Source organism: Planctopirus limnophila DSM 3776 (assembly GCF_000092105.1).
Classification (GTDB): domain Bacteria; phylum Planctomycetota; class Planctomycetia; order Planctomycetales; family Planctomycetaceae; genus Planctopirus; species Planctopirus limnophila.
Genome location: NC_014148.1, coordinates 1,388,613 through 1,415,242, shown reverse-complemented (window position 1 = coordinate 1,415,242; position 26,630 = coordinate 1,388,613). Strand labels below are relative to the sequence as shown.

The 26,630-nt window shown below is 52.2% G+C and carries 17 protein-coding genes, 1 tRNA gene and 1 pseudogene; 10 read left to right on the top strand and 9 right to left on the bottom strand.

All coding sequences use genetic code 11. The annotated features are described in order from the left end of the window. Nucleotides 1-131 precede the first annotated feature (131 nt). Entirely contained in the window at nt 132-626 is a 495-nt protein-coding gene (locus PLIM_RS05755) for a HesB/IscA family protein (RefSeq protein ID WP_013109377.1), read from the bottom strand. 271 nt (nt 627-897) lie between these two features. Between PLIM_RS05755 and PLIM_RS05750 the strand changes: the two genes are divergently transcribed. Beyond that, nucleotides 898-2,727 carry an ABC1 kinase family protein gene (locus tag PLIM_RS05750; RefSeq protein ID WP_230849409.1) on the top strand — a complete coding sequence of 610 codons (1,830 nt, stop codon included), beginning with the start codon at nt 898-900 and terminating at the stop codon, nt 2,725-2,727. 43 nt (nt 2,728-2,770) lie between these two features. Here PLIM_RS05750 and PLIM_RS05745 read toward each other — a convergent pair whose 3' ends face one another. Then, complete coding sequence (locus PLIM_RS05745; protein WP_013109375.1) at nt 2,771-3,712, bottom strand: TIGR01777 family oxidoreductase; 942 nt, start codon at nt 3,710-3,712, stop codon at nt 2,771-2,773. Between the two features lie 435 nt (nt 3,713-4,147). Between PLIM_RS05745 and aroA the strand changes: the two genes are divergently transcribed. The 4 genes from aroA (at nt 4,148) to PLIM_RS05720 (ending at nt 9,261) form a co-directional block, all read left to right on the top strand. After that, nucleotides 4,148-5,473, top strand: a complete 1,326-nt coding sequence (aroA, locus tag PLIM_RS05735; RefSeq protein ID WP_013109374.1) for a 3-phosphoshikimate 1-carboxyvinyltransferase — start codon at nt 4,148-4,150, stop codon at nt 5,471-5,473. Further along, the gene (locus PLIM_RS22520) at nt 5,470-7,734 is read left to right on the top strand and encodes a transcription antitermination factor NusB (protein ID WP_052301505.1); all 2,265 of its coding nucleotides are present in this window, start codon (nt 5,470-5,472) and stop codon (nt 7,732-7,734) included. The genes aroA and PLIM_RS22520 overlap by 4 nt, the downstream gene beginning before the upstream one ends. Before the next feature lie 92 nt (nt 7,735-7,826). Beyond that, nucleotides 7,827-7,900: transfer RNA gene (locus PLIM_RS05725), tRNA-Arg, on the top strand. Between the two features lie 122 nt (nt 7,901-8,022). Continuing rightward, nucleotides 8,023-9,261, top strand: a complete 1,239-nt coding sequence (locus PLIM_RS05720; protein WP_013109372.1) for a tyrosine-type recombinase/integrase — start codon at nt 8,023-8,025, stop codon at nt 9,259-9,261. Nucleotides 9,262-9,434: 173 nt separating this feature from the next. On the opposite strand, the pseudogene PLIM_RS24705 reads toward PLIM_RS05720, so the two are convergent. Then, nucleotides 9,435-9,947, bottom strand: a pseudogene (locus tag PLIM_RS24705) (transposase); the annotation flags it as partial. A gap of 54 nt (nt 9,948-10,001) precedes the next feature. Here PLIM_RS24705 and PLIM_RS05710 point away from each other — a divergent pair. Together PLIM_RS05710 and PLIM_RS05705 are read left to right on the top strand one after the other, a co-directional pair. After that, nucleotides 10,002-11,096: a recombinase family protein gene (locus PLIM_RS05710; protein WP_041401244.1), complete on the top strand. Its 1,095-nt coding sequence runs from the start codon at nt 10,002-10,004 to the stop codon at nt 11,094-11,096. A gap of 527 nt (nt 11,097-11,623) precedes the next feature. Next, nucleotides 11,624-12,094: a hypothetical protein gene (locus PLIM_RS05705; protein ID WP_013109371.1), complete on the top strand. Its 471-nt coding sequence runs from the start codon at nt 11,624-11,626 to the stop codon at nt 12,092-12,094. 76 nt (nt 12,095-12,170) lie between these two features. Here PLIM_RS05705 and PLIM_RS05700 read toward each other — a convergent pair whose 3' ends face one another. The 6 genes from PLIM_RS05700 to PLIM_RS05665 form a co-directional block, all read right to left on the bottom strand. Then, nucleotides 12,171-12,539, bottom strand: coding sequence for a hypothetical protein (locus tag PLIM_RS05700; protein WP_013109370.1), 369 nt, complete (start codon nt 12,537-12,539; stop codon nt 12,171-12,173). Nucleotides 12,540-12,724: 185 nt separating this feature from the next. Then, nucleotides 12,725-13,960 (bottom strand): response regulator, encoded by a 1,236-nt coding sequence (locus tag PLIM_RS05695; protein WP_013109369.1) that lies wholly within the window; start codon nt 13,958-13,960, stop codon nt 12,725-12,727. Beyond that, nucleotides 13,957-14,421: a PleD family two-component system response regulator gene (locus PLIM_RS05690; RefSeq protein WP_013109368.1), complete on the bottom strand. Its 465-nt coding sequence runs from the start codon at nt 14,419-14,421 to the stop codon at nt 13,957-13,959. The genes PLIM_RS05695 and PLIM_RS05690 overlap by 4 nt, the downstream gene beginning before the upstream one ends. Next, nucleotides 14,418-17,843: a hypothetical protein gene (locus tag PLIM_RS05685; RefSeq protein ID WP_148226995.1), complete on the bottom strand. Its 3,426-nt coding sequence runs from the start codon at nt 17,841-17,843 to the stop codon at nt 14,418-14,420. The genes PLIM_RS05690 and PLIM_RS05685 overlap by 4 nt, the downstream gene beginning before the upstream one ends. 691 nt (nt 17,844-18,534) lie before the next feature. Continuing rightward, nucleotides 18,535-18,882, bottom strand: a complete 348-nt coding sequence (locus tag PLIM_RS24975) for a DUF1580 domain-containing protein (RefSeq protein ID WP_013109366.1) — start codon at nt 18,880-18,882, stop codon at nt 18,535-18,537. A 2,269-nt stretch (nt 18,883-21,151) separates the two neighbouring features. Continuing rightward, nucleotides 21,152-22,186, bottom strand: a complete 1,035-nt coding sequence (locus PLIM_RS05665) for a hypothetical protein (protein WP_013109363.1) — start codon at nt 22,184-22,186, stop codon at nt 21,152-21,154. A gap of 3,166 nt (nt 22,187-25,352) precedes the next feature. Here PLIM_RS05665 and PLIM_RS05635 point away from each other — a divergent pair. The 3 genes from PLIM_RS05635 (at nt 25,353) to PLIM_RS05625 (ending at nt 26,622) form a co-directional block, all read left to right on the top strand. Then, the gene (locus PLIM_RS05635; RefSeq protein WP_013109361.1) at nt 25,353-25,862 is read left to right on the top strand and encodes a hypothetical protein; all 510 of its coding nucleotides are present in this window, start codon (nt 25,353-25,355) and stop codon (nt 25,860-25,862) included. Between the two features lie 68 nt (nt 25,863-25,930). Next, the gene (locus PLIM_RS05630) at nt 25,931-26,293 is read left to right on the top strand and encodes a hypothetical protein (protein ID WP_013109360.1); all 363 of its coding nucleotides are present in this window, start codon (nt 25,931-25,933) and stop codon (nt 26,291-26,293) included. Between the two features lie 107 nt (nt 26,294-26,400). Next, complete coding sequence (locus PLIM_RS05625) at nt 26,401-26,622, top strand: DUF2997 domain-containing protein (RefSeq protein ID WP_013109359.1); 222 nt, start codon at nt 26,401-26,403, stop codon at nt 26,620-26,622. Nucleotides 26,623-26,630 lie beyond the last annotated feature (8 nt).

The window sequence follows — 26,630 nt, the reverse complement described above, 5'->3', positions numbered from 1 at the left end:
TGCGGATTGGGGCATTGGCAGGCACCTTGCTTATGAAGATGTTTCCATTAGCAGTGCTATGGGCAATATGGTCCGCACAGCGGACCCTACGGTGAAAGGTTCAATAAAGGGAGGCGACTTTTTCACAATTCCTATTTCTGATCATGCTCTTTGAGCCATTGAATCCAGTAATCCGAGTTTTCGCCCTCGAACTTGGGATTGGTCATTTGGAATCCTTTGCGATCTTCAAGCTCCAGAAATGAAATCGTCGTACCATCGATGACCTTTGCGAGATGCCTGGGAGTGATGATGTTCAGACCTTGATATTGGATCACCTGATGGCCTTCTTCGATCTCTTCTGCAAATCCAAGTTCATAGAGATAGCCCGTGCAGCCTCCTGATTTCAGGACGATCCGCAAATATTCGTCGTCGGCGACATGAATGCGTTTCATGATCTGCCGGATCTCATTGAACGCTTCGGGAGTGATGATAATCTCGGGACGGGAACTTGCCTGTTCCTGCCCGGTCTCATTAACGACAGGTACAGAACCTGGTTTGGCATTCAAGCTGGGTAAAGAAAGCTGTTCACAACCCAGCACCATCAAGGCAAAACCACAACACATTAATCGCTGAAAACCTGGACTCACGGGCGACCCTTGTTCATAAGTTTTGATTTCCTCTCAGCCTGCCCAAAGAATCATGACTTTTAACGGGACATAACTCAAGAAGTTCTCTGTTTTATGTCTTTTCGCCTCGTTTCTGGCTGCACGTCATGTTCACAGCACGGATGAGCATGCCGGATTTGTGGATGGAGTTGATCGTTCAAAGTAGAAGAGACATGCTTGCTCAGAGCCGCAAGCATGGCACGGGGGCAGGCACCTTGCTGTTGAAGACGCTGTGGGTGGTGGTGGACGGAATATGGTCCGCATAGCGGACCCTACGGTGCTGGTGGGCGAGTCAGCAGTGGCGCCCAACGCTGGTGAAGTTTGGTGTGGCAAATTGGTGATGGTCTGGCTGTGGGTTGGCTGGCCAGATAAACTGCCGGGAGGTCTTTATGCGGCTGAGGAGGTGTGGGCGTTGGAAAGCAGTCCGTTTCGATTGTTGCGGAATTTGAGTCGCACGCGAGAAATTGCGACCGTGTTGCTGAATCATGGGTTTGGCGACCTCGTCGATCGCATCGGGCTGCGCGAAGTGTGGTACCAGAGCATTCGCCGCGTTTTCTTCTGGCGGAGGCACAAACCGCTGCAGAAATGCACGACTGTTGAACGAGTGCGTCTCTCGCTCGAAAGCCTGGGGCCGACGTTTATCAAGTTCGGCCAGGTGATGAGTACGCGGCCAGATATTGTGCCGCCCGCGATGATCACCGAACTTAAGAAGTTGCAGGAGCATGTCCCTCCTTTTGGCAGCGAGGCAGCGATCCGCGAAGTCGAAAGCGAGTTAGGGAAGCCAGTTCACGAACTTTACCGCGAATTTGATATGGAGCCTCTGGCTGCCGGTTCGCTGGCCCAGGTGCACCGGGCTGTGGCGTTTGACGGCTCACAACTGGTGGTCAAGATTCGCCGGCCGAACGTCGTGCGAGATATCGAGCGCGACCTTTCGCTGCTTGAACAGATGGCGGTGCTGGCCGAAGCCCATGTCCCGGAAACGCGCGTGTTTGATCCGACGGGACTCGTGAAGCATTTTGCGCGCTCCATTCGCCGCGAGGTGAACTTCGCACGCGAAGGCCGGACGATGGATGAGTTCCGTCGGCTCTTTGCCGATGATCCTTCGCTCTATGTGCCGAAAGTCTGGATGGATCTGACGACAGAAGCTGTCCTGACAATGGAGTACATCGACGGGATCAAAGTCGATGATCGCGATGCGCTGTTGAGTGCGGGCTGTGATCCGTGTGCGGTGGCAGCCAGCGGCGCCAAGCTCTATATGAAACAGGCGTTTGAGTTGGGCGTGTTCCATGGAGACCCGCATCCCGGGAACGTGCGAGTCAAGCCTTGCGGCACTATCGTCCTGCTCGACTTCGGGATGATTGGCATTCTGGATGCCGATATTCGTGAGCAACTGGTCGATTTGTTTGTGGCCATCAGTCGGCAGGATGTTCCGCTGGCGGTGCGTGCGGTGTTGAAATTTGGAGAAAGCTCGACCGCAGTGGATGAAGCTTTACTGCATGTCGATATGCGGGATTTTCTCGGGAATTACTACGGTGTGCCGCTCGATAAGCTGAATGTCGGCACGTTGCTCGGCGACTTCATGTCGCTCCTGACGACACATCAGATCCGTTGCCCGGGGAGTCTGATGCTGCTGATTCGTGCCATTGTCACTTTAGAAGGGATTGGCCGACGGCTCGATCCCGATTTTAATCTGGCCCCTGTGCTGCAACCTTATATTGAAAACGTGGTGAGGGCCCGTTTCTCGCCGCAGCGATTGCGGGCGGAGTTTCGTGCAGAGGCGACAAAGCTCTGGAATGTCGCACATGAGCTGCCGGCACATATCAATAAGGCTGTCGCCAAGTTGAGTCAGGACGACCTGCGTGTGCATCTGGAACATCAGGGTTTGGGGCAGCTGATTCTTGAACTTGAGCGGGCGAGTAATCGACTGGTGGTCGGGTTTGTCGTTTCGGCTTTAATCGTCGCTTCGGCCCTGATTATCCGGCAGGGGATGGACTCGTTGTGGTTCAGCGTACCCATTTACTTTACATCGAGCGTGCTGGCTCTCTGGCTGATCTATGGGATCTTCCGGAGTGGTCGACTGTAGGTACTGAATCGATATAGACGATACTATTGAATCAAAAGGATATCTATTTTCGACAGAGATCTTCCAAGGCGGCTTCAAGTAATGGAAACGTAAACGTGAAGCCTTCGTTTGCTAATCTTTGGGAGACAACATATCGGCCATAGAGTACGAGTTCTGGATCCGTGCGAAAGAAGAGTGGAGCACCGATCCGAACCATCCACTCGAATGCCGGTAAACCAATAGGCATTCCCATCGTTTTTCGCAGTATTCGCATGAATTCGGCTTGAGAAACTGGATTCGGAGCCGATGCGATATAGATACCTGACATGGATTGCTCTGTGATGGCTCTGGTGAAAAGCCTGTTTAGATCATGCTCGTGGATCCATGACAGGCCTTGTGTCCCTTTGCCGACCCGGCCTCCCAGGCCCAGCTTTGTGATCAAGCCTAGAGTTCCCAGTGCACCACGACCGGCACCGCGATCACGACCGATCACAAAGCTTGTTCGCAGGATCACACCCCGCTGACCAGATAATTGACTTCGCGCGAATTCAGACTCCCAGGCGCGACCGATCATGGGTGCAAAGCCGATGCCTTCGATACTCTCCTCGCTACAAACGGCAGTGGGCGGATCGCCATAGATGTGTGCCGTACTCATCTGCACCCAGACAGGAGGCGGAGAGTTGACGAGACGCATGGCTTCACCGAGTACCCGCGTCGATTCGACTCTGGATCGAAGAATTTCATCCTGATGATCCGGAGTCTTGATACAGTTCACGGTTCGGCCCGCCAGATTCACAACGGCATCTGCACCGTCCAGTGACTCCATCCAGTTTCCTGGAGTCCGACCGTCCCACGTGACCGTTTCCCAGCGACCACTTTTCTTCAGCTGGGAACGGGAAAGTATTGTGACCTGACCTCCAGCCTCTACGAAGTGCTCTGCCAGCGACAGACCGATAAAGCCGCTTCCTCCTGCAATCACAATCCGCTTGCCACTAAGTTCTGCCATGGTTCATCAACCTCAGGATTTGCTTCCATTTGAACTGGCCCCATCACGTGAGCTGAACGAGATTTCCCCAGTGAAGTGCCTGTGACAGGCTAGAGATGGCTTTGAAAGGTATTACGTGATGAACCGGATAAAACTGCACACGATAACCTCAAATGCCGGTACGTTTTCGTGGAAAGCACACGATTGGTCATGAGCGAGGCATCTGGTTCTCAACACGTGAATGACTTCACAAACCGTGGCAGCCAATTATGGCATCGAATTTTGTGCTGCTGTTCAAACGGTTCCGCTCGCCACTTCCGCTCTTCGATGGGCGGGAATTGCCGCGTGTGATGGTAAAGACTGCGGCTCTTGATTAAGATCATGGTTTCGCTTTTCCGCCAGAATTGCCTTTGCATCTGAGTTTTCACGTCGAAGCAACATTGAGGATGTTCGGGAGTGTCTGCCAATTCTACTTACGCCATGCAACCTGTTGGACGAGCGATTTCTGGCGTGATGCGTCCCCCGGGATCAAAAAGCTTAACCAACCGAGCTTTGGTGACGGCGGCACTCGCTGCAGGAACGAGTGAGCTGACCGGTGTGCTGCACAGCCGTGATACAGAAGTGATGATTGACAGCCTCCGTCGACTGGGGATCTCAATCGAAGAGTACACAGACGAACATCGTGTGGTGGTGCAGGGTTGCGGTGGGCAAATTCCCAATGCGCGGGCCGACCTGTGGCTCGAAAACAGTGGAACGAGCATTCGTTTTCTGGCAGCGATGTGTGCACTGGGGCCAGGAGATGGTCAACCGGGGAATTACCGGCTGGATGGTAACGGCCGCATGCGTGAGCGACCGATTGATGATCTGATTTCTGCCCTGGGGGCCATGGGCTGCCAGGCGCGGTGCGAACTTAATTCGGGCTGCCCGCCGGTGGTGATTGAATCGACCGGGTTATCCGCTTCGAAGGTCGCGATTCGAGCCGAGAAGTCGAGCCAGTTTTTGAGTGCGCTCCTGTTGGCCAGCCCCTACAATCAGCAAACACTGCAGATTGAAACAATCGGAACAATGGTTTCTGAGCCGTACGTGGAAATGACCTCCGGTGTGATGGCGGCTTTTGGGGTGACTGTGGAATGCCCGCAGCCCGGCACATACATCGTCAAGCCAGCGACGTACCAGGGGATTCGGTACGACATTGAACCGGATGCTTCAGCCGCCAGCTATTTCTTTGCCGTGGCGGCGATCACAGGTGGCGAGGTGACAGTGGATGGTCTCAACGCCAACGCGTTACAGGGCGACGTGATGTTCGTCAAAGCCCTCGAGCAGATGGGTTGCGAAGTTCACTGGGGCGAGCGGCAGATCACCGTCAAAGGCCATCCTCTCAAAGGGATTGAGATCGATATGAATGCCATCAGCGACACGGCTCAGACATTGGCTGTGGTCGCCACGTTCGCTCAAAGCCCCACGACGATTCGCAATATTGCTCACGTCCGTCATAAAGAAACGGATCGCATTCAGGCCGTGGTCACTGAACTCAGCAAGCTGGGGATTCACGCTGTCGAATTTGAAGATGGCATGACCATTCATCCGGGGACACCTCGCTGCTCTGAGTCAAAACCGGCACTGGTCGATACTTACGATGATCATCGCATGGCCATGAGTTTTGCCCTGTTGGGGCTCGTTCACTCCGGGATAGTGATCGACAATCCTGGTTGCACCTCAAAGACGTATCCCGACTTCTTTGCGGATCTCGCCCGCCTCTGCGAAGAAAGTAGCTCACTATGAACGATGAAAACTCACCGGAACTTCCTCCCCGCGCGGAAGCTTCCTCGCCACCACCAGAGAACTCAGGGACGCCAGAAACTCCGGTGAATACATTCCGGCAGCGTCGTGGGGAGATTCGTCGTCCGGGCCGTAAAAAATCGATCTCGCGTCAAAAGAGTTCGCCCAATCCACCGCGGCCTGTTGATCCGGCAGGTGCCGGAGGAGCAGGACAAGCCCCTCGTTCGAATCAGCCTTACAGTGAAAGTGAAACGCGGTCGTTTCCGCCGGGAAGATCTGGCCGGCCCACACAGGGAGGTGATGGCCGACCACGTTTCAGTCGCCCTGGTTTCAGTCGGCCCGGTTTCAGCCGTCAGGAAGAGAACCGATCTGGTAATCGACAAGAGCGCAGGCCGTATGCCTCTGATCGCAGTCAGCAGCCTCCAGGCGGACCCCGAATTGGGCGCGTCGGGCCGAACCCCTTTTTGTGGGTCGCTCCCGGAACTGAGGGCTCAGCACCAAAAACCGATGTTTCTGCGAGTGCTGGAGCGAATCCCTCGGAGACAACACGGCCACCGCATGAGCAGAGGCCTCGCTTTCAACGTCCGCCAAACCAGAACTCCCAGCCGCGCACGTTTCCGAATGCTGGTGCGGGTGCAGGTGCTGGTGCTGGCGAGACACGCACGCCGCGTGGTGTCACCAGTTGGAGTGAAGCCCGGCCCGCTGGCTCAAAGCCACCGAGAAGGCCAGCCGCCCCGAATGGCGAGCAGCCGACGCGTTATCACGCGGGAACTGCCCCGCGTCGCGAACGCCCTGCGCCGGCTGGTCGTCCACCACAGAGTCAGCATGCCCCGGATGCCGGGCGGCGGTTGCATGCCCCAGATATTTCAGTGCTGCCTCCCATGCAATTGCTGGCCCCGCGCACTGCCCGCGAACTGGCCTTTAATGTGCTCGAAGCTCACCATGCCGGCAACAAGCATATCGGCGAAGTCTTCGATCAGGCTGTGGATCGAACGACACTCTCTCCCAGTGATCGCCGGCTGGCTTATGAACTGATTTGCGGGATCGTACGCCGCCAGTCGACATTGCAGGCGCTGCTGATGTCACTGGTTCATCGACAGATGGAAACGCTCGAAAGACCGCTGCAGACGATCATCAAGATTGGTCTGTATCAGATCTTTCTGTGCCAGGGTATTCCGCAACATGCGGCTGTTCACGAGACGGTTGAGCTGGCCAAGCGTGCGAACCTGCGCTGGGGTGGCTTTGTGAACGGTGTTCTCCGCAGTGCGATTCAGCTCATGACGGAGAACATTCTCACAGCACCTTCATCGAAAGCGTTGCCGATCGGTCATCATCAGTATCGAGAACTGACGACCGATCTCTTCCCTTCGCCGACATTGACACCTGGGTCTTATATTGCCGCTGCCTTCAGTTTTCCTCACGATCTTGTTGAGCGATGGGTTGGACAATATGGGGTCGAAGCGACGATTCGCATGGCCTTCTGGTTCAATCAAGTCACCGAGACAGCCCTGCGGGTGAACCTGCTGAAGACCGATCGCGAGACGTTCCGGCAGAAGCTCTTTGCAGCCGATTTCGTAGCGGAAGCTGGTGATTTGCCGGAAACGATTCGACTCCTTTCGACTGTGCGGATCAGCACGTTACCTGGTTTTCCGGAAGGGGAATTCTCGGTGCAGGATCTCTCGGCTCAACATGCGGCCAGGCGATTGAATCCACAGCCGGGTGAAGTTGTGCTCGACCTGTGTGCGGCTCCGGGTTCGAAAACCTGTCACATGGCGGAACTGATGCAGAACCAGGGCGAGATCATCGCTGCGGATACTCATGGTGGCCGCATTCGTCAGGTGTATGAGAATGCCGAGCGGCTGGGGCTGTCGATCATTCGGACGATCACCATTGGGCCACGCGGCGAGAACCTGCCTTCGATGGAGTTCGATAAAGTTCTGGCGGATGTCCCTTGTTCGAATACCGGCGTGCTGGGAAAGCGTCCTGAGGCGCGATGGAAGTATTCACCCGCTCATCTCGATGAACTGCGCGAGATGCAAGCGACAATCCTGCGCACGGCTGCCGGTAAAGTCCGCATTGGCGGCCGAATTTTGTATTCGACGTGCAGTATTGAGCCTTTGGAGAATGAAGAGATTGTCCAGCAGTTTCTGGCGGCGACGAGCGAGGCGGGTGGGCCACAATTCCGACTGGTTGAAGAGCAGAAGTTTATGCCCGGGAGCCCAGCCGATGGTGCTTATCAGGCTCTGATCGAGCGGGTTTCGTAAGTTTGGAAGGTTCATCAAGAGGGCATTGGTTTGACTCTTTCCCATTTCTTGGGATACTTCAAAGACCTGATCAGCATATGGTCAGGCCTGTTGTCTCCGTAGCTCAACTGGATAGAGCGTCGGCCTCCGAAGCCGAAGGTTAGTGGTTCGAACCCACTCGGGGACATTTTTCATAAGTCCAGCCGAATGCTGTAGTTAGCATACCTGCCTGCGTTGGGCAGTGCGGCTCGAAACTGTTCGAAAAAGTGGTAGTACTACCACTTTTCGAAAATGTTCGAGGATCGCACTATGCCCAAGACGCCCAGAATTCCAAAACTCTCGCTCCACAAACCTTCAGGTTGTGCCCGTGTCCGGATCCAAGGTAAGGATCTTTATCTGGGGCCTTACGGTGACCCTGAGACACTTCAGCGGTACTCCCGCCTCCTCGCCGAACTGGCGTCACAACAGCATCAGTTGCAAGTGGCCCAGGCCAACTCAGGTCAATCAACTCCCACTCAGGATCTCACCATCAGTGAGATGATTCTGGCCTATCTCGAATTTGCCACGACTTACTACGGTCCGAGGTCCCGTGAACCACAAAGCATGAACCATGCTCTTCGACCACTTCATGCACTTTATGGAAGCACTCTCACTCAGGATTTTGGCCCCAAGTCGTTCAAAGCTGTTCGGCAGCACATGATTGATGTCCACAAACTCAGCCGCACGGAAATCAATCGCCGGATGGGTCGCATCAAACGCGTCTTCAAGTGGGCCGTCTCGGAAGAACTCGTCTCTCCGACCATTCTGCATGGTCTTAGTGCCGTGTCAGGCCTGAGACGTGGACGATCTGAGGCCCACGAGTCGCGACCAGTGCGTCCTGTCGATATCTCACAAATCCATCTGACACTCCCCTTCCTCCCACCTCCTGTGGCCGCCATCTGCCAGCTCCAACTGCTGACCGGCATGCGACCTTCCGAAGTGCTCCATATGCGTCCCTGTGACATCGATCGATCGGGGGCCATTTGGCTTTACACCCCCGAACATCACAAAACCGAACATCTCGGCTTTGAGAAGCATGTCCCGTTAGGGCCTCAGGCGCAGGCCGTTCTGGCTCCCTTCCTGAATCGCGATCCTAAAGACTTCTGCTTCACTCCCGCAGAAGCCGAGGCGTGGCGGAACGAGCAGCGTGCTGTCCACCGCAATCCTGATCGCAAAACAAAAATCTTTCCCTGTGAACTGAAGGCTCGGATCCAGCGCAAAGCCAAGCGTCAAGCGGCTCCCAAGGTGAGGCAACTGCAACCCTGCTACGACGTCGATGCGTATCGCCGCTGCATCACCTATGGAATTCGCAAGGCCCAGAAGGCTGGTCATGCCGTCCAACACTGGTTTCCCTACCAGATTCGGCATACACACGGCACAGAGGTCCGTCGCCGGTATGGGCTGGAAGCCGCTCAGGTCGCGTTAGGTCATGCAACAGCGGACGTGACTCAAGTCTATGCCGAACGCAATCTCAAGCTGGCCATGCAAGTCGCTGCCGAAATCGGTTAAGGTGACTCCCTCGTCAAGCTTATGGCGATCATGCTGCCCTGCAGCCTGATCGCGATCGCAACATCTTGGTGCAAAGCTTAACTTCGCACACTGGCAAAGACCTAAAAAATACAGGGAACTGGATCCGCAGACTCAAGCAGATCCGATTCCCTGTATTCATAGCCTAGAGCCTGTTACGGACTGTTCTGGATGATTTCCGGGATATATTTGATCAATAGTGACATCATGGCGACCCAGTGCCAGCCTGCCACAACTTTTGTCAGTCGTTCATCATCACGGGTCAATCGGCGTGAGCGTCCCAGCCAGGCAAATGTCCGTTCGACAACCCATCGACGAGGCAGCAGTACAAAGCCTTTCTTCGCCTCGGTATGCTTGACCACTTCCAGCTGAATCCCATTCTCAGAGGCGTCGTTTCGTGGCTGATCTCCGGTGTCGCCCTGATCAACATAGGCCACAGTGACCTGCTCATGAGTCACTTCCTGGATCACTGCTGTCAGTTTTGCCACCTGCTGACGCTCCTGTTCATTCGCTCAATTGACCGTGACCGCGATTAAATGCTCTCAAGTATCAACCGCAGCATGAGTTTTTGATCCTTTTCTCCTTTTGTGACCATCATAGACAACTCTGCCGCCGCTCTCAGGAGTGGATTGTAACGTCCGTCCATCCAGAATGACGGCTGTGGGCTCTGTGCAGGGCAATCGCATGTTAATTGCTTGAAAAATTGGCGATAAGCTTTTCGATTGCTGAGTTATCCCAAGCGCATCGCTTACGTTTACGACGTCGATCGAGCGACCAAGAAGCTGATCGTCAACGAACTGGAAGCAGAGCGAGTTCGTCAGATCTTCGATCTCTACCTTGAATGCGAGGGACTCATTGGAACTCTCGAAGCCATCCAAGCCCGAGGTTGGCGAGCAAAGAGCTGGGTCACCAAAACTGGCAAGCAACTCGGCGGCGGTCTGTTCTACAAAACGACACTGCACAGCTTACTAACCAATCCGATCTACATCGGCAAAGTCAGCTATCGCGACGAGATGTACGAAGGCGAGCACCGAGCCATCGTTGATCCGGAGGTCTTTGCAGCGGTAAAGAAGAAGCTCAATGCCAACCGCGTCAGCATTGGCGATCGCATCCACGGCAAATCCCCCGGCGTGCTGGCTGGTTTGCTGCGTTGCTCAGCCTGCGATTCCATGATGACGCATTCGACCAGCGGCGGAAGCGGCCGTGGCAGCAAACGATATCGCTACTACGTTTGCAACAAAGCGAAGAAACGCGGCCACAAGACTTGCCCCAGGCCATCGTTGCCGGCGGAGGAGGTCGAACGTTTTGTGGTGGCACAACTCCAAACGCTGACAATCGACGAACACCTTCTCAACGAAACCAGCCTTCGCGTCAGCCGAACCATTAACGACAAAGGGGATACGCTTCGGAAAGAGTTGTCTCTACTGAACGAAAGCTTGGTCAACCTCGAGCGAGCAATTGACGCCATTTCGATTCCCACAGGCGATGATGCACGCGAAGTCAAACGTCTCGATTCACTTGCATCGCTCACCGAGCAACAGACTCGCGACCTGCGCCGTCGCAACGATTTGAAAGACCAACTCGCAAAGATCCACGCCGGTGCACCTGATCGACAGACCATTCGCAAGGCCATCAAGAATCTCGAAGGATTGTGGGAACATCTCACGATGGGCGATCGCAGCCGACTGATGTCCCAGTTGGTAGCACGCATCGATCACGATCCAGCCGACAGCACCTTGTCCATTACGCTTAGCCCGCTCGGGCTGAAGTCATTTGCAACCCAGAATCCTGACAAAGAAGAAAGCGAGAAGTCATGAGCCACTTCAAGATCCAGTTCGAAACAAGTTCATCATCCCACGGTCGACAACGCGTTGGAGCACCCAAGCCTAAGAAGTCAAACGCACCAGCCAAGCTTCCTCTCATCCCCAGCGCCGCTGTTTTCGACCGAACCGCGCCACCATTTTCATCCGGGCTTAACAATACGCGACTTCATCCGAACGATGCCGGCCGCCAGAATCGCAGCGATTTCCGATCGCCGAGCCGGCGCAGACAAGGAAGAAGGGGGAACAGTCGAAAGCAACTCGCACCTCCATGCTCAACGCCGCCATGATTAGCGGCTCGAAGACAGACATTCGCAGCCACAACAGCCGCGTCTATCTGTAGGAATACCCGGTGCGGGTTCGAAATGACGGATTAGGGTGCGAAAGAGAACGCATTCGCCGTGGACTCAATCTGCTATCTCTCGCGGAATTTTTTACGAATTGCCCTGCTCGAAAGTAATAAGCATGTAGGCGGGCAACTTTGCCTCGCCACAATTCAAATGCTTATCATAGGAGCCGTGCCAATGAGAATTGGATTGACCTTTGGAGAATTTGTAGAGCTTGAGCGCAAGCCTATCGTTCGCGGTGAACAGCTGCTGACGATTGAGGAGGCAGCAGAGCACATTAGGCAACGTGGGTATTGCTGCCGACCACAATCACTGAAACTTTTGATGAAATGTAGGCAGCTTGAAGCCTCTAATCGCATCTGCACGCAAGATCTCATCGAGTCCTGTTGTGACTACTTCGAAACTCACGAGTTCTTTACACCTTACGTTGAGATGTGCAGGGTCTTGGGATGTAACTACTTCGCACTCTTGCGAGCCTTGAAAGATGCCTCGGAACGCGAGTCAGAAAAGTATGGCACCAGGGTACGGATGGACGATCAATTGTTCGTGATGCATAGAAGTCCAGCCCGCGAAGAACATGCCGCTGTCATAACCTTCACGTTTTGTGAAGACATCCGCGATCGACTCATTCGCGGCGAAGGCGTGTAGGGCATCATCCATCGATCGCGTATTTGTGCAACGGTGGTGTTAGACGACGCCACCGTTAAACAGATATACCTGGCAGTCAACGGTCGGGAATGTCGTCTTCGGACGCTCGGTTGCCAGACTCAAGCAGTTCAAAAACTTGATTGATCGGTTCTTCGTCAAAATCGCCCCAAGCAAAACCTTTCTTGGTGAGTAGGAGAACCTGGTTCCCCATTTCCATTTCTGACGCGTCGAACGGCACATCATCGAGGCATCCTTTGTCTTGAAGCAACTGGATGAAGTCTGGCAGCTCCGCGTAGTCGTACAGGACTTCGCAAACAGCGTCGAACTGTAGTCCGGTGGCATCCATGATTTGATTTATTGTCTGCACCTCAGCGTTTTTGAGGCGTTTCCAGACCTGTTCGAGAACAGCGACCTGGTGGGTTGTTGTCTTTTCTTTGAACTGCATTGTTGGGCTCCCATTGAGTTTGGATTGAAACGAAAATGATGGGAACCAATCTAAGCCCGCGTTTTGACACGTTTGGTCACGCGCTGCCTATGTTTTTTGAAATTTGCCTGAATCGTTTCCGGCGTTAGCTTGGCCTGCCGCTTGGTGCAACCGGCCGATCGTGGAAAAAGTAATCCTGGCAGAGACTAGCGAAGATAGTGCTTCGCAAATTCTAGGACAAACTGAGCGCTGGTAAATGCCGCATATTTTTGGTATTCGTCAGTTTTGGGTGGAGCGCCAAAGTCACAAATGGACTTTGCCGCGAAACACTTCGGGCGAGGAGCCCTGGCAGTCCGGCAGGCTAGGAAGCTTCCGTAAACTTCCATCTCTACTCCGATTAGTTTCCTGTTGTGAGTGCGTATGGCATCAATCATTTCTTGACTCTCGACAACCGCTGCCCCAGAGGCAACGGGACCAATACTGAGATTTAGTCTCGATGACGGTGTATTGCCCTGCCATCTGGATTCTATCTCATGCAAAATTGCACTTCGAGTCTGCTTAAAATGTTGCGCTTTTTCCTTCAGTTCAGCATCCACAGCAATGTAGTTTGGTCCAGGCTTAAACACACTTTCAGCGTTGGACGAATTTATGACCTTGCCTGCCCCGTAGTCCCACGACTGATCGGCAAAGATCACGTCCCCAAAGTTGCCCGCCATTCCGGCTGTTATTCCTGCCATCGCTAGATAACGCGGCGAAAAATTGTAGATAACCTTTGTCGCTAGGCAAGCAGTTGCTGCCATTCCCATCTCAATTGCAGCACAGCACACAACCTTAAGCGGTCCGCCTTCGGTTTCAATACGTCCCTCATAGTAATACGTGTCATCTTGGCTTCTCCGCAAACTCTTCCATTCACACGGAAGACTAAGGACAGCGTCTAGTTCGATCTCCTTCAGTGCAGTGATTATCGCTAAATCAGTCTGGTACTCATCGTCGGAACGCATACCCGCCAAGGTCCCGGTGATATAGACAGCTTTCCTGCCTAAAACATCCTGCCATGCAGATGAGTCAAAGGCATAATGCAAGAGTTGCCAAGACTCTGACTCCATCTCAGATTCAGACTCTTTGAAGAGATCTGCGAATTCTGTGAGCCCAACGATATGCTTGGGCCGCCTGAGCCTTGGCCCGCCTCGAACAATAGTTCGCAACAAACGCATACCACCATCTTTGACCGGAGATTCACCATCTCTCATAGGCAGGTTGAGGTCAAGAATCAGTAAATCGAAATCATGCGACTCAAGCATTGCACCTGCGGCGGCAACTGAAGAAGCTGACTTCAAATCAAGTTGCGGTTCTCCTACGGCGTCTGCGAGAGCGCCACGAATTCGGTTGCGCTTTGCCTCATTGTCATCAACAACCAGCACTCGGAGCGGAATATCTGTCATTCTATAGCCCTTTCAATTGCCATATCGAGTGCCACCCTGAGATCGTCACGCCATTGCGCATCGGAGGCTTGGTAGTAAACGGTCACGATGTAGCTTTCCGGATATTGTGTCGCCAACTGCTCCTTTAGCTGCTCTAACGTCATTTGGTCCGCGCCTTCTCCGAATCGTTCGAACTGAGTGACGATTATTACGCGTCTTGCTTTTCTCCTTCGCTTGAGCCTACGCAAAACTTCAAAACCCGCATATCGCCTCTCGTAGCCACCTGTCTCTTTGCCACCGACATCGAAAGTCGGCATTGTCATGTCAAGGAGGATAACTGTAGGCTCGTCCAGCATTGCGCAACGAAGCGCGCTATTAAAGGAGTTTCGTTCTAGTATTTCTGCATCGACAAACTCCTGCATAACAAACGACTTGAGCTGCCGCATCTTATTTGGGTCGTCATCAGCGATTAGGATTTTCATTGCCGTCTCCATGGTACCTCGAGCTCAATGACTGCCTGAAATTCATTTGAATCAGCACTAACAAAGACTCGATAATTGTCTAGTCCCATCTCATAGCACAAAATCTTGTGTAGCTTGCCGTATCCGCTCCCGCCTTCGACGCGTGAAGTCGCGAGCGAATGCTCGTCTGCGGTCATCTGATTTAGTCTCGCCGCTTTCTCCTTCAGAAGCTCTACGTCGATGTTGCTCGGCAATTCGTTCTTGCAGACCATCTTAATAACCGGCCCATTGGCAACAACCTCGATTGTCACATTCGTCTGCGTCGATTCTGAGTGTTTCGCCGCATTATCAAGAAGTATGAAAAGCATGTCCCATAAAGCACGGAATTGGTTGCCGGGTACAGTAACGTCGTTATCCAAAATGACGTTTATCTCCAATCGCGAAGGCCCACAAAATTGCTTCGCCGCTTCCGTGCTAGCCTCTAATAGAGAGCGCAACTGACAGTCAGGCACATGCTTCTGCTCATCGAGTCTAAACCATTCCGAAATTGCTTTCAGCGCCATGGTCAAATGCGTTCCACAAGTTGTGAAAGCAGCACGAATAGGCATTGATTGATCATGCCCAATCACTGAATCGATTCGCTGCTCGCAACGCTTCATTGCCTCAAAGAGTTCAGATGAAAGAGCATTTTCTATAGTTGCTCTAACCTCCTTTAGGGCTTCGTCAGTGCGTTGCCATAACGCTTCAAATACTTTCCGAACCATGTCGGCTGGCGATTCCGCGCTAAGCGTGGCTTCGTACAAGCAAACGAGCTGGTCTTCTGTGAACTCGAAATTGAAAAGTGCGCTACTTGATCCCGAGCTCTGTCGGATTTGAACCCATTCATTCCTGACTCGATAGATAATGCCATCAACGGTCGCCGAAAACTCTGCCAAGGCTTCGCTTAGGCCAGTCGAATCATGCTCACTGCGACAAACTCGCCTTATCCAGAAATCGTTTTGCATATAACTTCCTGAGCTGTCTTTAAGCGTGACAAGTTGTTGCGATTCGAACGGCGCGCGGAGAGCCCCAGCTAGCGTTCCATGGCGGATTCGCTGGCTCAGATTAGCGTCTAGACCGTACTTATTGCTGGATAAAAATTGTGTCTTCAGGTCCTCAAATACTTGTTTGAAAAGCCGAAACCCTTCGTCAATGATGAAGATCCTGCTATTGTCAATTTCCTCCATTAGAGCTTTTGTAATCTCTATAGTTTGACGGAGACTGACGTCTTTGAGCATGCCGAGCGTCATGCACCGAGTCGCTCGGTCAAGAATTGTCTTTGGAAGAGACTCGATGATTGCATCCGTATCCACGAAGATTCTTGACCGCTCAGCATGATGTGTTAATTCACGAATAGCGAGAATCCTGCTGATCTCAGCAATCTCCGCCTGGTCGATTCGCCGGTTCTCCGGGTCGTTCTCAATAAGCCATTCACAAAGGGAAATTCGCTCGAGAGCAATTTCGTCTTGGGATTCGAACCAAAACGATTCTGCGAGGACTTCGAAAGCGCACACGTTTCGAAGGAAGAACGAGAACTCTCGATTGTTAAACTGGCTCGAGATCTTTAGCAACTCTGATGGCTTTTTGCAGGAACATGCAATTAGGAAGTCTTCGAATACGTCGTGGAGTCTTGAAGGTGATCTCTCTTCGTATTCTAACTGTTGCGAGAGAAAATGGAGAATCGGCCATGCTATATCAGAACTGACTTCGTCATCACCACCTTCTGGATATTGTGTCAGTAATTCGATGAGCGTCGACTTTCCAATGATCTGCGGTCTTTCGAGGCTTGTCTCTACGATAAGCCTCGCAGCTTTAGAGAACTCATTCTTTGCTGTCAAACAGCGATATAGGCCTGAGGCAGCTTCTGATTTCTCCCCTAGTGTAGAGTCGCGTTCGCGTAAGACTTCATCATATTTGTGCGTCGCGGCATCATACAAACGCAACTGTTCGCAAACATTAGCTTCGTTTCGAAGCAGTCGCTTTTTCGGAATATTGAGATCGATTTGAAGCTGGGTCGTGCTTGATCGAATCGCTATCTGATTTGCCTTGAATAATGATACGGCTGCATTCGAGGGATGCAGTTGCTCAAGTGATTCTAGTTCACTGTACGCATTAGGCGAGTCCTTGTAGAGAGACACAACGACTCGAGGGGTGAAGGCCGAAGAATAAATTGCGCATTCGCGACTCAGTACGTGTGGGTTCGACTCGTATGAATGCAATGCGTAGAACGCTCTTAATTGCGGGCCAATTGCGAATCCATCCAACTGGTAGCCGAGTCGCAACAAAGTTTCCAATGCAGAATTAATCTTGTCCTCGCGCGAGAAAACAATTGACAGATTGCTACAGATCTTGGCCGCGATTGAATCTTGACTGAAAGGGCACACAGGAGGACGGCCTAAACGAAGGCTCGACTTTACAAATATCTCGTACGGCTCCAAGGTTTCTGGAGAATCAACTATCGCTTGTTCCGCAAACGAGCGTGCATTTTCGTAATCACCAAGAGTGTAGTAGTGAACAGCTTGAAAGATTTTTTGTTCCAAGGATGTCGCATCGAGTTGCGTCCGCGTTCTCAGTGCCTTTTTCAGGAAGAGGAATCTCGGGCAAATTATTGAGTCAGCTAACGACTGGATAGCGTCTGACAGTCCGGGTTCTAGATCACTCGATTCTCGAAAAATCAGGTTTTCCAGGACCCGTGTGCTTACTATCAGCCTATCGCACAGCGAGTGACTTTCCTCGACATTTAAAACATCTTCGAGATTTGCTATAGAGTTCCGTTTTGCAGGACTAACACGAAAAAATGCGCTTCTCGCAATGGGGTGAAAGTCGTCATTGAAGTCCAGGTGCGACTGGACGACGGCTTCGTATTCCACCGGCGCTAGCGCTGTCTCAACGCGCTCACTTAGAAAGGTTGCAAGTACTGCGATCCAATTTGGTGCCTCGGACGTGATTCGGTGTAGTGCTATCCGATTTCCTTCTATGCCCTCGGAGCATTCCGCTAGAAGAAGCTCGCTTTCAATCGCCCAAATCGATTTTCCAAAACGAAGTTCGGCTTCTGACAGCTGGACACGTGCTTTCGGGTAGTCTCCCGACACCATTGATCGCTCAAAGTCCGTGCGGAGAGAGACCCATTGTTCAAGCCTTTCCTTATGACGAAGAAAGATTGCGGTAAGCCACCTCAGTTCACTTGCCAGTTCGGTACATGGGCTTGTGTGCTTTAGCCTCAAAGACTTAAGAGCCTGAGGGAAAAGTTCGCCGACAAGACCTGCTGCTGACTGCGGCACCGACTCAAGCAAGTGTCGCACGTAGCTTACAGGTTGGTCTTTGAGCAGGATAAGCGAAATCGTGTCCGGCTTTATTCCGGCTAGAATGGGTGCAGAGAAAGGCCTGACACTGCGCCGACTCACCCCCTCTGGAACCCTGCGTATGGTTGCCGTTCGACTTTTTCCCATCAAGCGTCCGTCCTAAATTCTGGTTATTGAAAACACCCCCTTCTCGCTCGTGATGGCCGAATTGCGGGCCAACAGCACGTTGCTGACAGGGGACCTCCTTGCAGGTTGTCGTTCAGGCCAAAACAGATCGTCACAGACCTGAGCCTTGCGAACGCATGAGGGGCTGATGCGTTAACAAATGCAATAGCTTTCTAAATTGTATCGCGAGACGCATTTGCTGTCATTCCGAACGATGTCGAGTGTTCGAATGCATTCTCATCCGGACTCCGAACGAGAACTCTGCGTTAACTCTGGAGGCCCCCGAAAAGAGAGAGTCAGAGAGTTCGGGACCGATTTTTCGCACCGGCGGGTGCAACCTTGAAGGTTGCGTTCGAGAGACGGAAATCTCTCTGCAAACAGAGAGCGCGGCGGATTGGACCGGCGGAACGCGAAAAGCGTTGGAAACCCGCGAAAAACTGGGTAGAAACGAAAAACGCCCGGCGGTCGATCTCTCGACGCCGGGCGTTAAGTCTTTTGGTCGCCAAAGTTCGAATTTTGACGAAAGCTCCCCGACTTGGATTCGAACCAAGAACCTAAAGATTAACAGGCCGATTCGGCCTAAGGGGCTCTCTGCCACTTCATGGCAGGAAACATTAGACCGATGCCTTTAGATTGTCTTTTCGGGTGGAAACTGAAATCGATTGACAAGCTCACTCTGGACATAGAGAACCCGCCATCGTTTTTGACGGTCAAACTCTCTGTCGACGCGCGACATATCCAAATGAGGCATGACATTGTTTGGAGATTCGGGAACACAAGGTTCCATCATCATCCGCACATCGACGAGAGACGACATCCAGCGTCCCCCACATCTCCAGGCATTTAAAAATCTCCCGCGAACTCCTCTAGTCCGCCAGCGATGGAGTGTCCCTAAATGCAATTTCACTCCATAAACTCTCTCAATCTCCTTTTTTAATTCAGAAAATGTCAGTGGGCGTCCCAAACTGTCTTCCATCGTTCCCTCCTGGCTCATCACTAATCTGACATTGAATCCGTTTTCGCAAGCTGACGGACCATCTATTGAACCGTCAACCTATCTCCTTTTGAGGCAGATCTATCTATTTTACGAGAAGCACTCCCTGCGCAATAGCTTTTTTGTTTTCTTGATCACTTCGCCCTACTTTTCGCATCATTTCATTGAGCTGTGAACCTTTCCGAAATGCATCATTTACTGCATTTCAACTCAAAACCATGCGTTCTAGAGAAAGAGAATCAGCCGCAGATCAGCGTATCTCGACAATAGAATTTCAGCTCAAGAGATGTGGGATCTAACGTAGATGCACGCAAGTTGCATCACTATTTCTGATGTTCTCGGACTCCACGCTGCCACTCTTCATTCGACAGCTTACAATTACAGAGCCTGATTTTATTCTCCACGGTAATGCTCCGATCGGGTCTCAACGACTTCTCTGATTGCGTCCCTTATAAGCCGGTCAATCAAATCGGATCTTGATGCTCTCTAGCACGGACTGCTCGTACTCCAGTACTCCGAAACAATGTCTGCACTTCGGCAAAGCACTATGGCCAGAGCGGTCATTTTCTTACCCAGTGTCGCTCGTGGCTCCCTGATACCCCCTAAAACCTCAGGAAACATCTCCGCAGAAGAACCGTTGAGGAATGAATGCTCACTGAGAATTGCCAGCCTCAGGTGCTTGGGCTTCGAGCGTTCTTTGAATCATGTGCTGGAAAAGCGGTGTCAACTTGCCGAGAATTTGCGAGTATTGCCTGACAACCTCACGCGCCTTCGATGCTTTGATCTTCAACACGGGCAGCGTCTGGGAAATCGACTCTGGATGAGTGATTTCCTCTCGGCATCCTAGCCCGTCGCCAAACATGTTGTCTGACTCGCGCTTACGGGCTTCCCCCGTTTGATCCCAATCGCACCCTGGCATGCGAACGTCCACTCTTCACTCGCAGAACCTTTCGTCAAAGGGACTGACTCGCGGATTCTTGTCGCCCCCAATCATTCCTTTGCCAAACTCCGCCCACAATAACACCTCTCTCGACTGCGGAGTGACTCGCCTGGGGAAGTTTTCTTGAACTCTATTCTCTCTGATCCGCAAATGCTCCCACTAAGAGGTCATCTTCGAATTCCCGACCCTTCACGCGACTCGTTCCCCGGCAGATTGAACTCCACTTCTGGCCCATACTCTACGGAGAATCTCACCCCAGACTTCGGATGATAAGCTCTGTATTTATCAGACACCTCTTGGAATGACGTCTTCAACCACTTTGTCGTCTCGGTGAGAAGCTGTTTTTCTTGCCTCTCAGTGGCTTTGAAAACGACCTCTACAACAGGAATAACACTCCTTTAATATTAAAGAAGCTTTCTACCTCGATTACTCAGCATTCTGACACACAGAAAACAGATGCGTGTATCAATCCCTGCGACTCCTGATCGTACTTCGTTCCACGCGAGCTTTTCCTGAAAGGTCAGGTGGGGCCACGCATTGTCTCTGAGAGAACGTGTTTGAGCTTTTTCTCCTCCATCAGAAACGAGATGCATCACTCGCTTGCTCTCTTGGGAAGTGGATGATGTTTGTCCTTGGCTTTCAGGCCGACACTTTTTGAACTGGACAGAACATCTGCCCGCGGTGACCCATTAGGGACTCAGTCACCAAGAGCAAAAAAAAGATCCGCGACATGGCTGCACTCGTTGGTTCGCGATGTACGAAGACGGGGTCCGCAGGCCTGGCTCCCCGCAGAATTTTGTCTTTGAGAAGTCACTTCGGAAGTCCATCCGTCTTCTGTGCAGAATCTGGCGGCACCCAACACCGTTGATGACTCATAATGGCGGGTGATGCGATGCAGATGCAGGCTGCGTAAGAGAAGTGACCCATCGGGAGAGCCTGAGTTACAAGACTCAAGTACCACTCGGGATACTGGCTGTCGCGACTGAAAAGTCGGCTGGAACTGCGCGAAGCACGTCAGAAACTCTACCGCTGGTCTCCTGCAGCCTCACAGCGAATACTTCTGAGAATTCTCAAGGACGACCGAGAGATCCCTGAGAGTCTGACCGACTGCTGAAAATCGGTGTCGAACAAGGCTTTGAAAAATGAATACCGCCGGAAAGGGAGTAAGAAATCGCAGCCATGGCCACATCAACGGCAGCCACTTCCCACTCCCCTTGAAACCCCTGGCAAAAGCCCAACGTAAACCCGCTCAACACCTGCTAAAATCTTGAACGGCGTTGCGTGGCATCTGCCCTGATGCTGTTTTGTTTTTCAGAAGGTCCATTCCGGGTTATCAAATTTGGATCGAAGCTCGCCGTAGTGCGAATGCACATTGAACGGATAATGAGAGCCAACACACCGATGTCGCGGATCTCTCTTCAGCCGATAAAGGGCTGCCAGGTTGGGAGCGAAACGTTTTGCCAACAAGTTACGTCGAAACTGACAGACTTTGCCGACATAACGCGCCAGAACTTTTGTGGAAAACCAGTCGTAATTCTTCAAATACATGCGGTCATTTCTCGGCAGCTTCATGTCGACGTCTGAAGGATAAAACAACAGGTAACGACGCTCGCCAGCCCAATTACCGGTTAAACGATCCGGGCATTCTTTATGCCGCGTATTGCCGGATTCTACAGGGTACAAGGTACACCAGGTCATCGCAGCTGTGGGGTGTCCTTTCCGCATGCGCAAGCGATAAGGGTACTGCAACAGTGTGAAATCAAAAGTTTCTGCGGCTGTCTTCGCTGTGACTCCGTCATAACGGAAATCTTCTTGATAGTAGGCAAGCACGCCATTTTTGCGATTCGGCAATCTTGTCACCCATAGTCCATAACTGCGAAGAGCAGACGCAAGACAGCAGTACGGGCAAAACCATTTCTGATGGCAACTTAACTGTTGTAGACGCGAGCGTCGCCCTGGCGGCGAACAATGATAACGGTTGAGAAACACCTCACCGGTAAACTCTGGATCGATTTTTTGAATGTCATAAAGGCGTCGAGCTTGAAGGATTCCGGCGGCTGCCAATTTATGGCGGACACGCAATCGCGTGAAGTCATACTGCCAGTAGCTGTCGCACAATCGCCAGATCTCGTCGAGCACGCTGTAAGCAACCGACTGCCATTCTTTCACGAGGTCACTGCTGGGATATGGATTTCTAAACCCATAACGCCCCCAGGATGCCTGCAACTCCTTCTCAATCTCCTGTTTTTTGGAAACTTTCTGCGGTATCGGTTTCCCCATAACCGACCAGTCCAGATCATCGTCGTCGTCATCGAAATCAAACCAAGATTTGTCGCTCTCAATCACAGAATTCACTCCTCAAAAACAGAAACGGAACACCGAAATCATTTCCAGTGTTCCGTCTTTTTGTCAAAAACTGTGTCGTAAAAACAGCAAAAACCAGCGGAATCGATTTTCGAATCTTATTTGGTGGTTTGGTCAATGTTTTGACACCTTTCTCCTCCCCTTTCAGGTGAGGAGAAAGGTGCCGTCGACGTCGGCGTTGCGCAAAAACGCTTCGCTACCGCTCGCGTTTTCGCGGTGTTTTGCTTCGCTTCGCTTGCAATTTAGAAATCGTTTTCGTTTCCAGTTTTGAAGAGTTCTCCAAGTTCTCTTTCGAGCTGGTTTTCTTTTCGAAGGCTGTTGTTCTTTCGAGAGATTTCCGTCTGATTTTTCTAAGACAGTCAGTCAGTTGTTCTGAACTGATACTTTTGCGACTGACATTCGCTAATTCATGACTGAGTCTGTTCAAATCAGAAATATCTCGGCGATCATGATGCCAACTCATTCGAATGCCAGATTCTGCGGCTGAGCATTCTGAAGTGTCTTTCTCTCAAGGTTGATGATTACGTTCCCAAGTTTCGCGACTGAGCAACTTCTCACTGAGATCTGTTCATGCAAAAGTTTTCCCGAGAAAAAAGTTTCAGCACTGCCAGTTCTTGTTCTGACGTTTTTTCGTGCTGCAGATTTTCGACTGCGCAGAAAGTTTTCTGCGCAGTCGCAGGTGAGCACCACTCGCACTCAACTGCATTTCAAAACTTGGTGAAACTGACAAATTGGTGACACTGAAAGAACATGTTCTGAAGAACGATCGACAGCCAGATCTTTTTCTGAAAAAGATCGCGCTGACCATGTCTGAGAATCTTGTCACAAATCGAATTCTCATCACCGCTCACAACGAAGTTTTTCAAAGCTGTATGTCTGCGTGCTGATTCTGCTGCTCAAACTGCGAGAGAAGGTTTGCACAAAGAATTTCGAAGTGATGATTCTGGATGCTCACGATTTTGCGAACTTCACTTCGTCACGGAAGATCAACATTTAGAATCGATGATTGGTCTTCTGAAGTTCTGGACTCTTCAAGAGCCGAAAAATTGACGACACAGGCTGGACTGTTTCAGCACAAGTTTTCTGAACGACAGTTCGAATTTCCTGTCAGACATCAGCTCGTCTGACATCATGTTTGAAGACTCTCTGCCATTGTGTCTGACCACCGAGCTGACCGCCGTCAGACCCCTGAACGAGCGTTTGAGTTCCACAAACATGACTCTATGTGAAAAACTTGCTCGCCAGCGCTCTGAAAATGCCCCCTGAGGCACAATGGACGGCCTGGACGGCCAAACGTACTACCCTGACTACCCATTGATTTTGGAGCGATTTCTTAAGAGCTGCGACATCGTGAGAATCAGGCGACTCACCTGGCACAACAATCCATTTTTTGGGAGAGCAGGCAGTCGATGCTGTCAGGCGCCTCAAAATGCTCCGATGCCTTGATCAGCACCTGCATCTGGGAATCGAGACGACAGAAACTTCGAGAAGATCAAAGACGACTCTCACAACGACGAGCATTCGAAAATCGTCTCTGAAACCTGATCCGAATGTGGACTGGGTTTGTTGAGTCCCATTTTCTGAAAATCATCTCCTCAAGAGTCTCTTTGAAGTCTGGTGTCCATAGGGATCATTTTTCAGATCTCTGTTTGAACAGCGACATGGTTAATGAGATACCAATGGTGGCCACTGCGTGTTCGATGTGCGCTCGTGAAACCTCAGTGACTTTTGCGCCGATCCAAACACCATGATTGTTTACCTCAGCACATGGCATCGACGGCTTGACTGAGTGATCTTCTACACAAGGAACTCAGGCCTCGAATTCCAACTCTCAAAATCTCCGACCAAAAATTCCGCAATCAGAGTTCAGATCTGGAAACTCGCTTCTGGAAACAAAGGACTGAGAATTCGACACTCGCCGCTTGCACTCAAACTCCTGAGTGTCCGAAAAATCTCTCCCGCACAACCCGTAATAGCGCGGATCAAACTTCAACGCGGACCGAGAAACATCGACTCACACGGCGTTCGTCACGGATCGCCACGGATCTGGGCAGAGGAGTTGCGGATCAGCCTTCGAGTTTTCACATGGCGTTTTCGTAGATTCGTGCTAAAAATTTTTCTTCCAATTGATGTTATGCCCGAAATTCTTGAACCTCATTGATCCTATGTAATGTTCGCACCCCCTTCACTTTTCACCTAGTCTGCGATTTACTGCCGCTCTGCCGAAAGACGTAGGCTTGCGTTTGTCTATAAAAAAGAACGAATCCAAAATCCGCAGCCACGCGGCGTTACGACACATCCGGTTGGCCATGGAAATCCCACTGTTCCATACAAAGCGGTCCAGTTGTTCTCGAAGGCCCGTTTCTGGTCTTCAGCACGACTGACATTTTCATCGTAAAAACCAGTGGTTTTGCAGGGATCAGCTCTTCTGTTGGAGTGATCACACTGTCGTTAATCGGAGTCGCTGCCATTCGACTGGAGTCATCTGGCTCCCACAGATCTCTGGATGACGTGCTGGCTGCAGGACGGGAGTGTCACAGCTCCTGTTGAGCCTTCTCCAGAGACCGACGATTACCACCCAGAGTTTGGAGACCAGACTCCGCAATCCTCCCAACACACGAAAAGTTGCTGGAAAACGTCAAATTGAGCGGCCATCTGATCTTTCGTCGGTGAGTGAGTGCTGGCCGTGTGCGCACTGTGCGCGCGCTCCAGAGCCCCTCCGGACCTCGAACACGGCACTTTCCTAAAAAAACCGCGTTTTTGCGTCAGAAAGGGTGTGCGAGATTCCGGCTAACTGTGGCCGACTCATTTTTTCGACATCTAACGCCCTTTTTTCCCATTGCACGTCCGTTTTGAGCGCGTCGATTCGTGCGCTCTCAGCTGTCGGAAATGACCATGCATCGCGCCACATTCTGTGCGCAACACACTGCGCACAGAACGTGGCTCGCAGAGCCGTGACCTGCCTGCGCACTCCGCGCAGGTGTCCTTCAATTCCCTCGTCAGAAAGGAGCTTAGCTAATGTCTGCAATTCTCGGTTTATGCAGTGCCGCACTGGTACTGGCCTGTCTGATCATTCTACGTGAGCGACGTCTGCGCCGTGGTTGGCAGCAGGTGGTTGCTCGCTTGTCCTCCATCAAGGAGAAACCCGATGCCGTGGTACCTGCTGCTGATTCTCGGATTCCTGCTGTCTCTCTTCCTCCCGAGTTGCCACACCCCCGAAAGCTCCATTCCCGCTCGGGAAGCACTTCACACTCAGGCTGAACAGAATCGCCGACTGGCGGAACTCCAGCAGACCTGGATGCAGGAGCGCCAGGAACTCTTTCGACAACGTGATACGCTCGAACGGGAACGTGCCGAGTGGGCCACTGCCCGCGTGCGCGATCCTGTGATTGCGGCGGCCATTCTCCGCGTCGGCGAACTGGCACTCTGTGTGACACCACTCGCACTCTGCTGGATGCTGCTGCGAACCTCAACCTCGACTTCCCCGGATGAACTTCTCGCCGAGGTGCTCCTCGAAGCCCAATTGGCGACTCCAGACTCTCCCGTGTTGCGTTTGGAAGCACGCCCGGCAGCACCTCTCTCACACAGTCCCCCATCACGACTGACCGGTCCCACCGAAGCCACGCAAATCGATGATGCGGATTCGCCAGAGTGCTGACGAGCCCAACCGTACGTTTCAGATTGTCACAGGTTTTCCAACACCGCTTTCTCTCAGGAGTTCTTTTCATGAGTCACCTCGTCACGATTCAAACGCAAGTCAAAGATGCCGCCGCCATTCACCACGCCTGTGAACGTCTGCAACTGGCAGCACCGCGTCAGGGAACAGCTCGTCTGTTCAATCGCGAATGCACGGGCTGGCTGGTGGCTTTGCCCGAATGGAAATACCCCCTGGTCTGTCAAACAGAAACCGGGACAGTGCAGTACGACAACTTTCTCGGTCATTGGGGGGATCCCCAGCGACTGGATGCCTTTCTGCAACACTACGCCGTCGCCAAAGCCACACTCGAAGCCCGGCGGCAGGGGCACTCGGTGCAGGAATTTCAGGAAAGCAGTGGTGCCATTCGTCTGGTCATCGGCGTCAGTTCCTGAAACCGCATGCCACCCCGCACCACACCCACCACGGCCTTGGCTCGGGAGCGACCGCTCTCACTTTCTCCAGTCCCATAGATCCCTCATGTCCCTACAGGAATTCTTCCATGTCACTGACCATCGAAATTCGAGTTGATCCCACCGGAAAGGTGCAGGTGCAGGCCCAGGGATTCACTGGGAGCACCTGCCGTCACGCCACAGCGGGCCTGATTCAGGCACTAGGTCTGCCACTCCAGGAACAACTCCAGCCCGAGTACTATCAACCTTCGTCGACGTCACAAAACACACCGATGACCCATCAATCGCACGCACCATTTCCCGAACACTGAAACGAAGA

Bases quoted from the DNA above. Each gene is read 5' to 3' on its own strand.
- PLIM_RS05750 (WP_230849409.1), top strand. From the start codon at position 898: ATGGTCCGCATAGCGGACCCTACGGTGCTGGTGGGCGAGTCAGCAGTG.
- PLIM_RS05745 (WP_013109375.1), bottom strand. From the start codon at position 3,712: ATGGCAGAACTTAGTGGCAAGCGGATTGTGATTGCAGGAGGAAGCGGC.
- PLIM_RS22520 (WP_052301505.1), top strand. From the start codon at position 5,470: ATGAACGATGAAAACTCACCGGAACTTCCTCCCCGCGCGGAAGCTTCC.
- PLIM_RS05720 (WP_013109372.1), top strand. From the start codon at position 8,023: ATGCCCAAGACGCCCAGAATTCCAAAACTCTCGCTCCACAAACCTTCA.
- PLIM_RS05705 (WP_013109371.1), top strand. From the start codon at position 11,624: ATGAGAATTGGATTGACCTTTGGAGAATTTGTAGAGCTTGAGCGCAAG.
- PLIM_RS05700 (WP_013109370.1), bottom strand. From the start codon at position 12,539: ATGCAGTTCAAAGAAAAGACAACAACCCACCAGGTCGCTGTTCTCGAA.
- PLIM_RS05695 (WP_013109369.1), bottom strand. From the start codon at position 13,960: ATGACAGATATTCCGCTCCGAGTGCTGGTTGTTGATGACAATGAGGCA.
- PLIM_RS05690 (WP_013109368.1), bottom strand. From the start codon at position 14,421: ATGAAAATCCTAATCGCTGATGACGACCCAAATAAGATGCGGCAGCTC.
- PLIM_RS24975 (WP_013109366.1), bottom strand. From the start codon at position 18,882: ATGGAAGACAGTTTGGGACGCCCACTGACATTTTCTGAATTAAAAAAG.
- PLIM_RS05635 (WP_013109361.1), top strand. From the start codon at position 25,353: ATGCCGTGGTACCTGCTGCTGATTCTCGGATTCCTGCTGTCTCTCTTC.
- PLIM_RS05630 (WP_013109360.1), top strand. From the start codon at position 25,931: ATGAGTCACCTCGTCACGATTCAAACGCAAGTCAAAGATGCCGCCGCC.
- PLIM_RS05625 (WP_013109359.1), top strand. From the start codon at position 26,401: ATGTCACTGACCATCGAAATTCGAGTTGATCCCACCGGAAAGGTGCAG.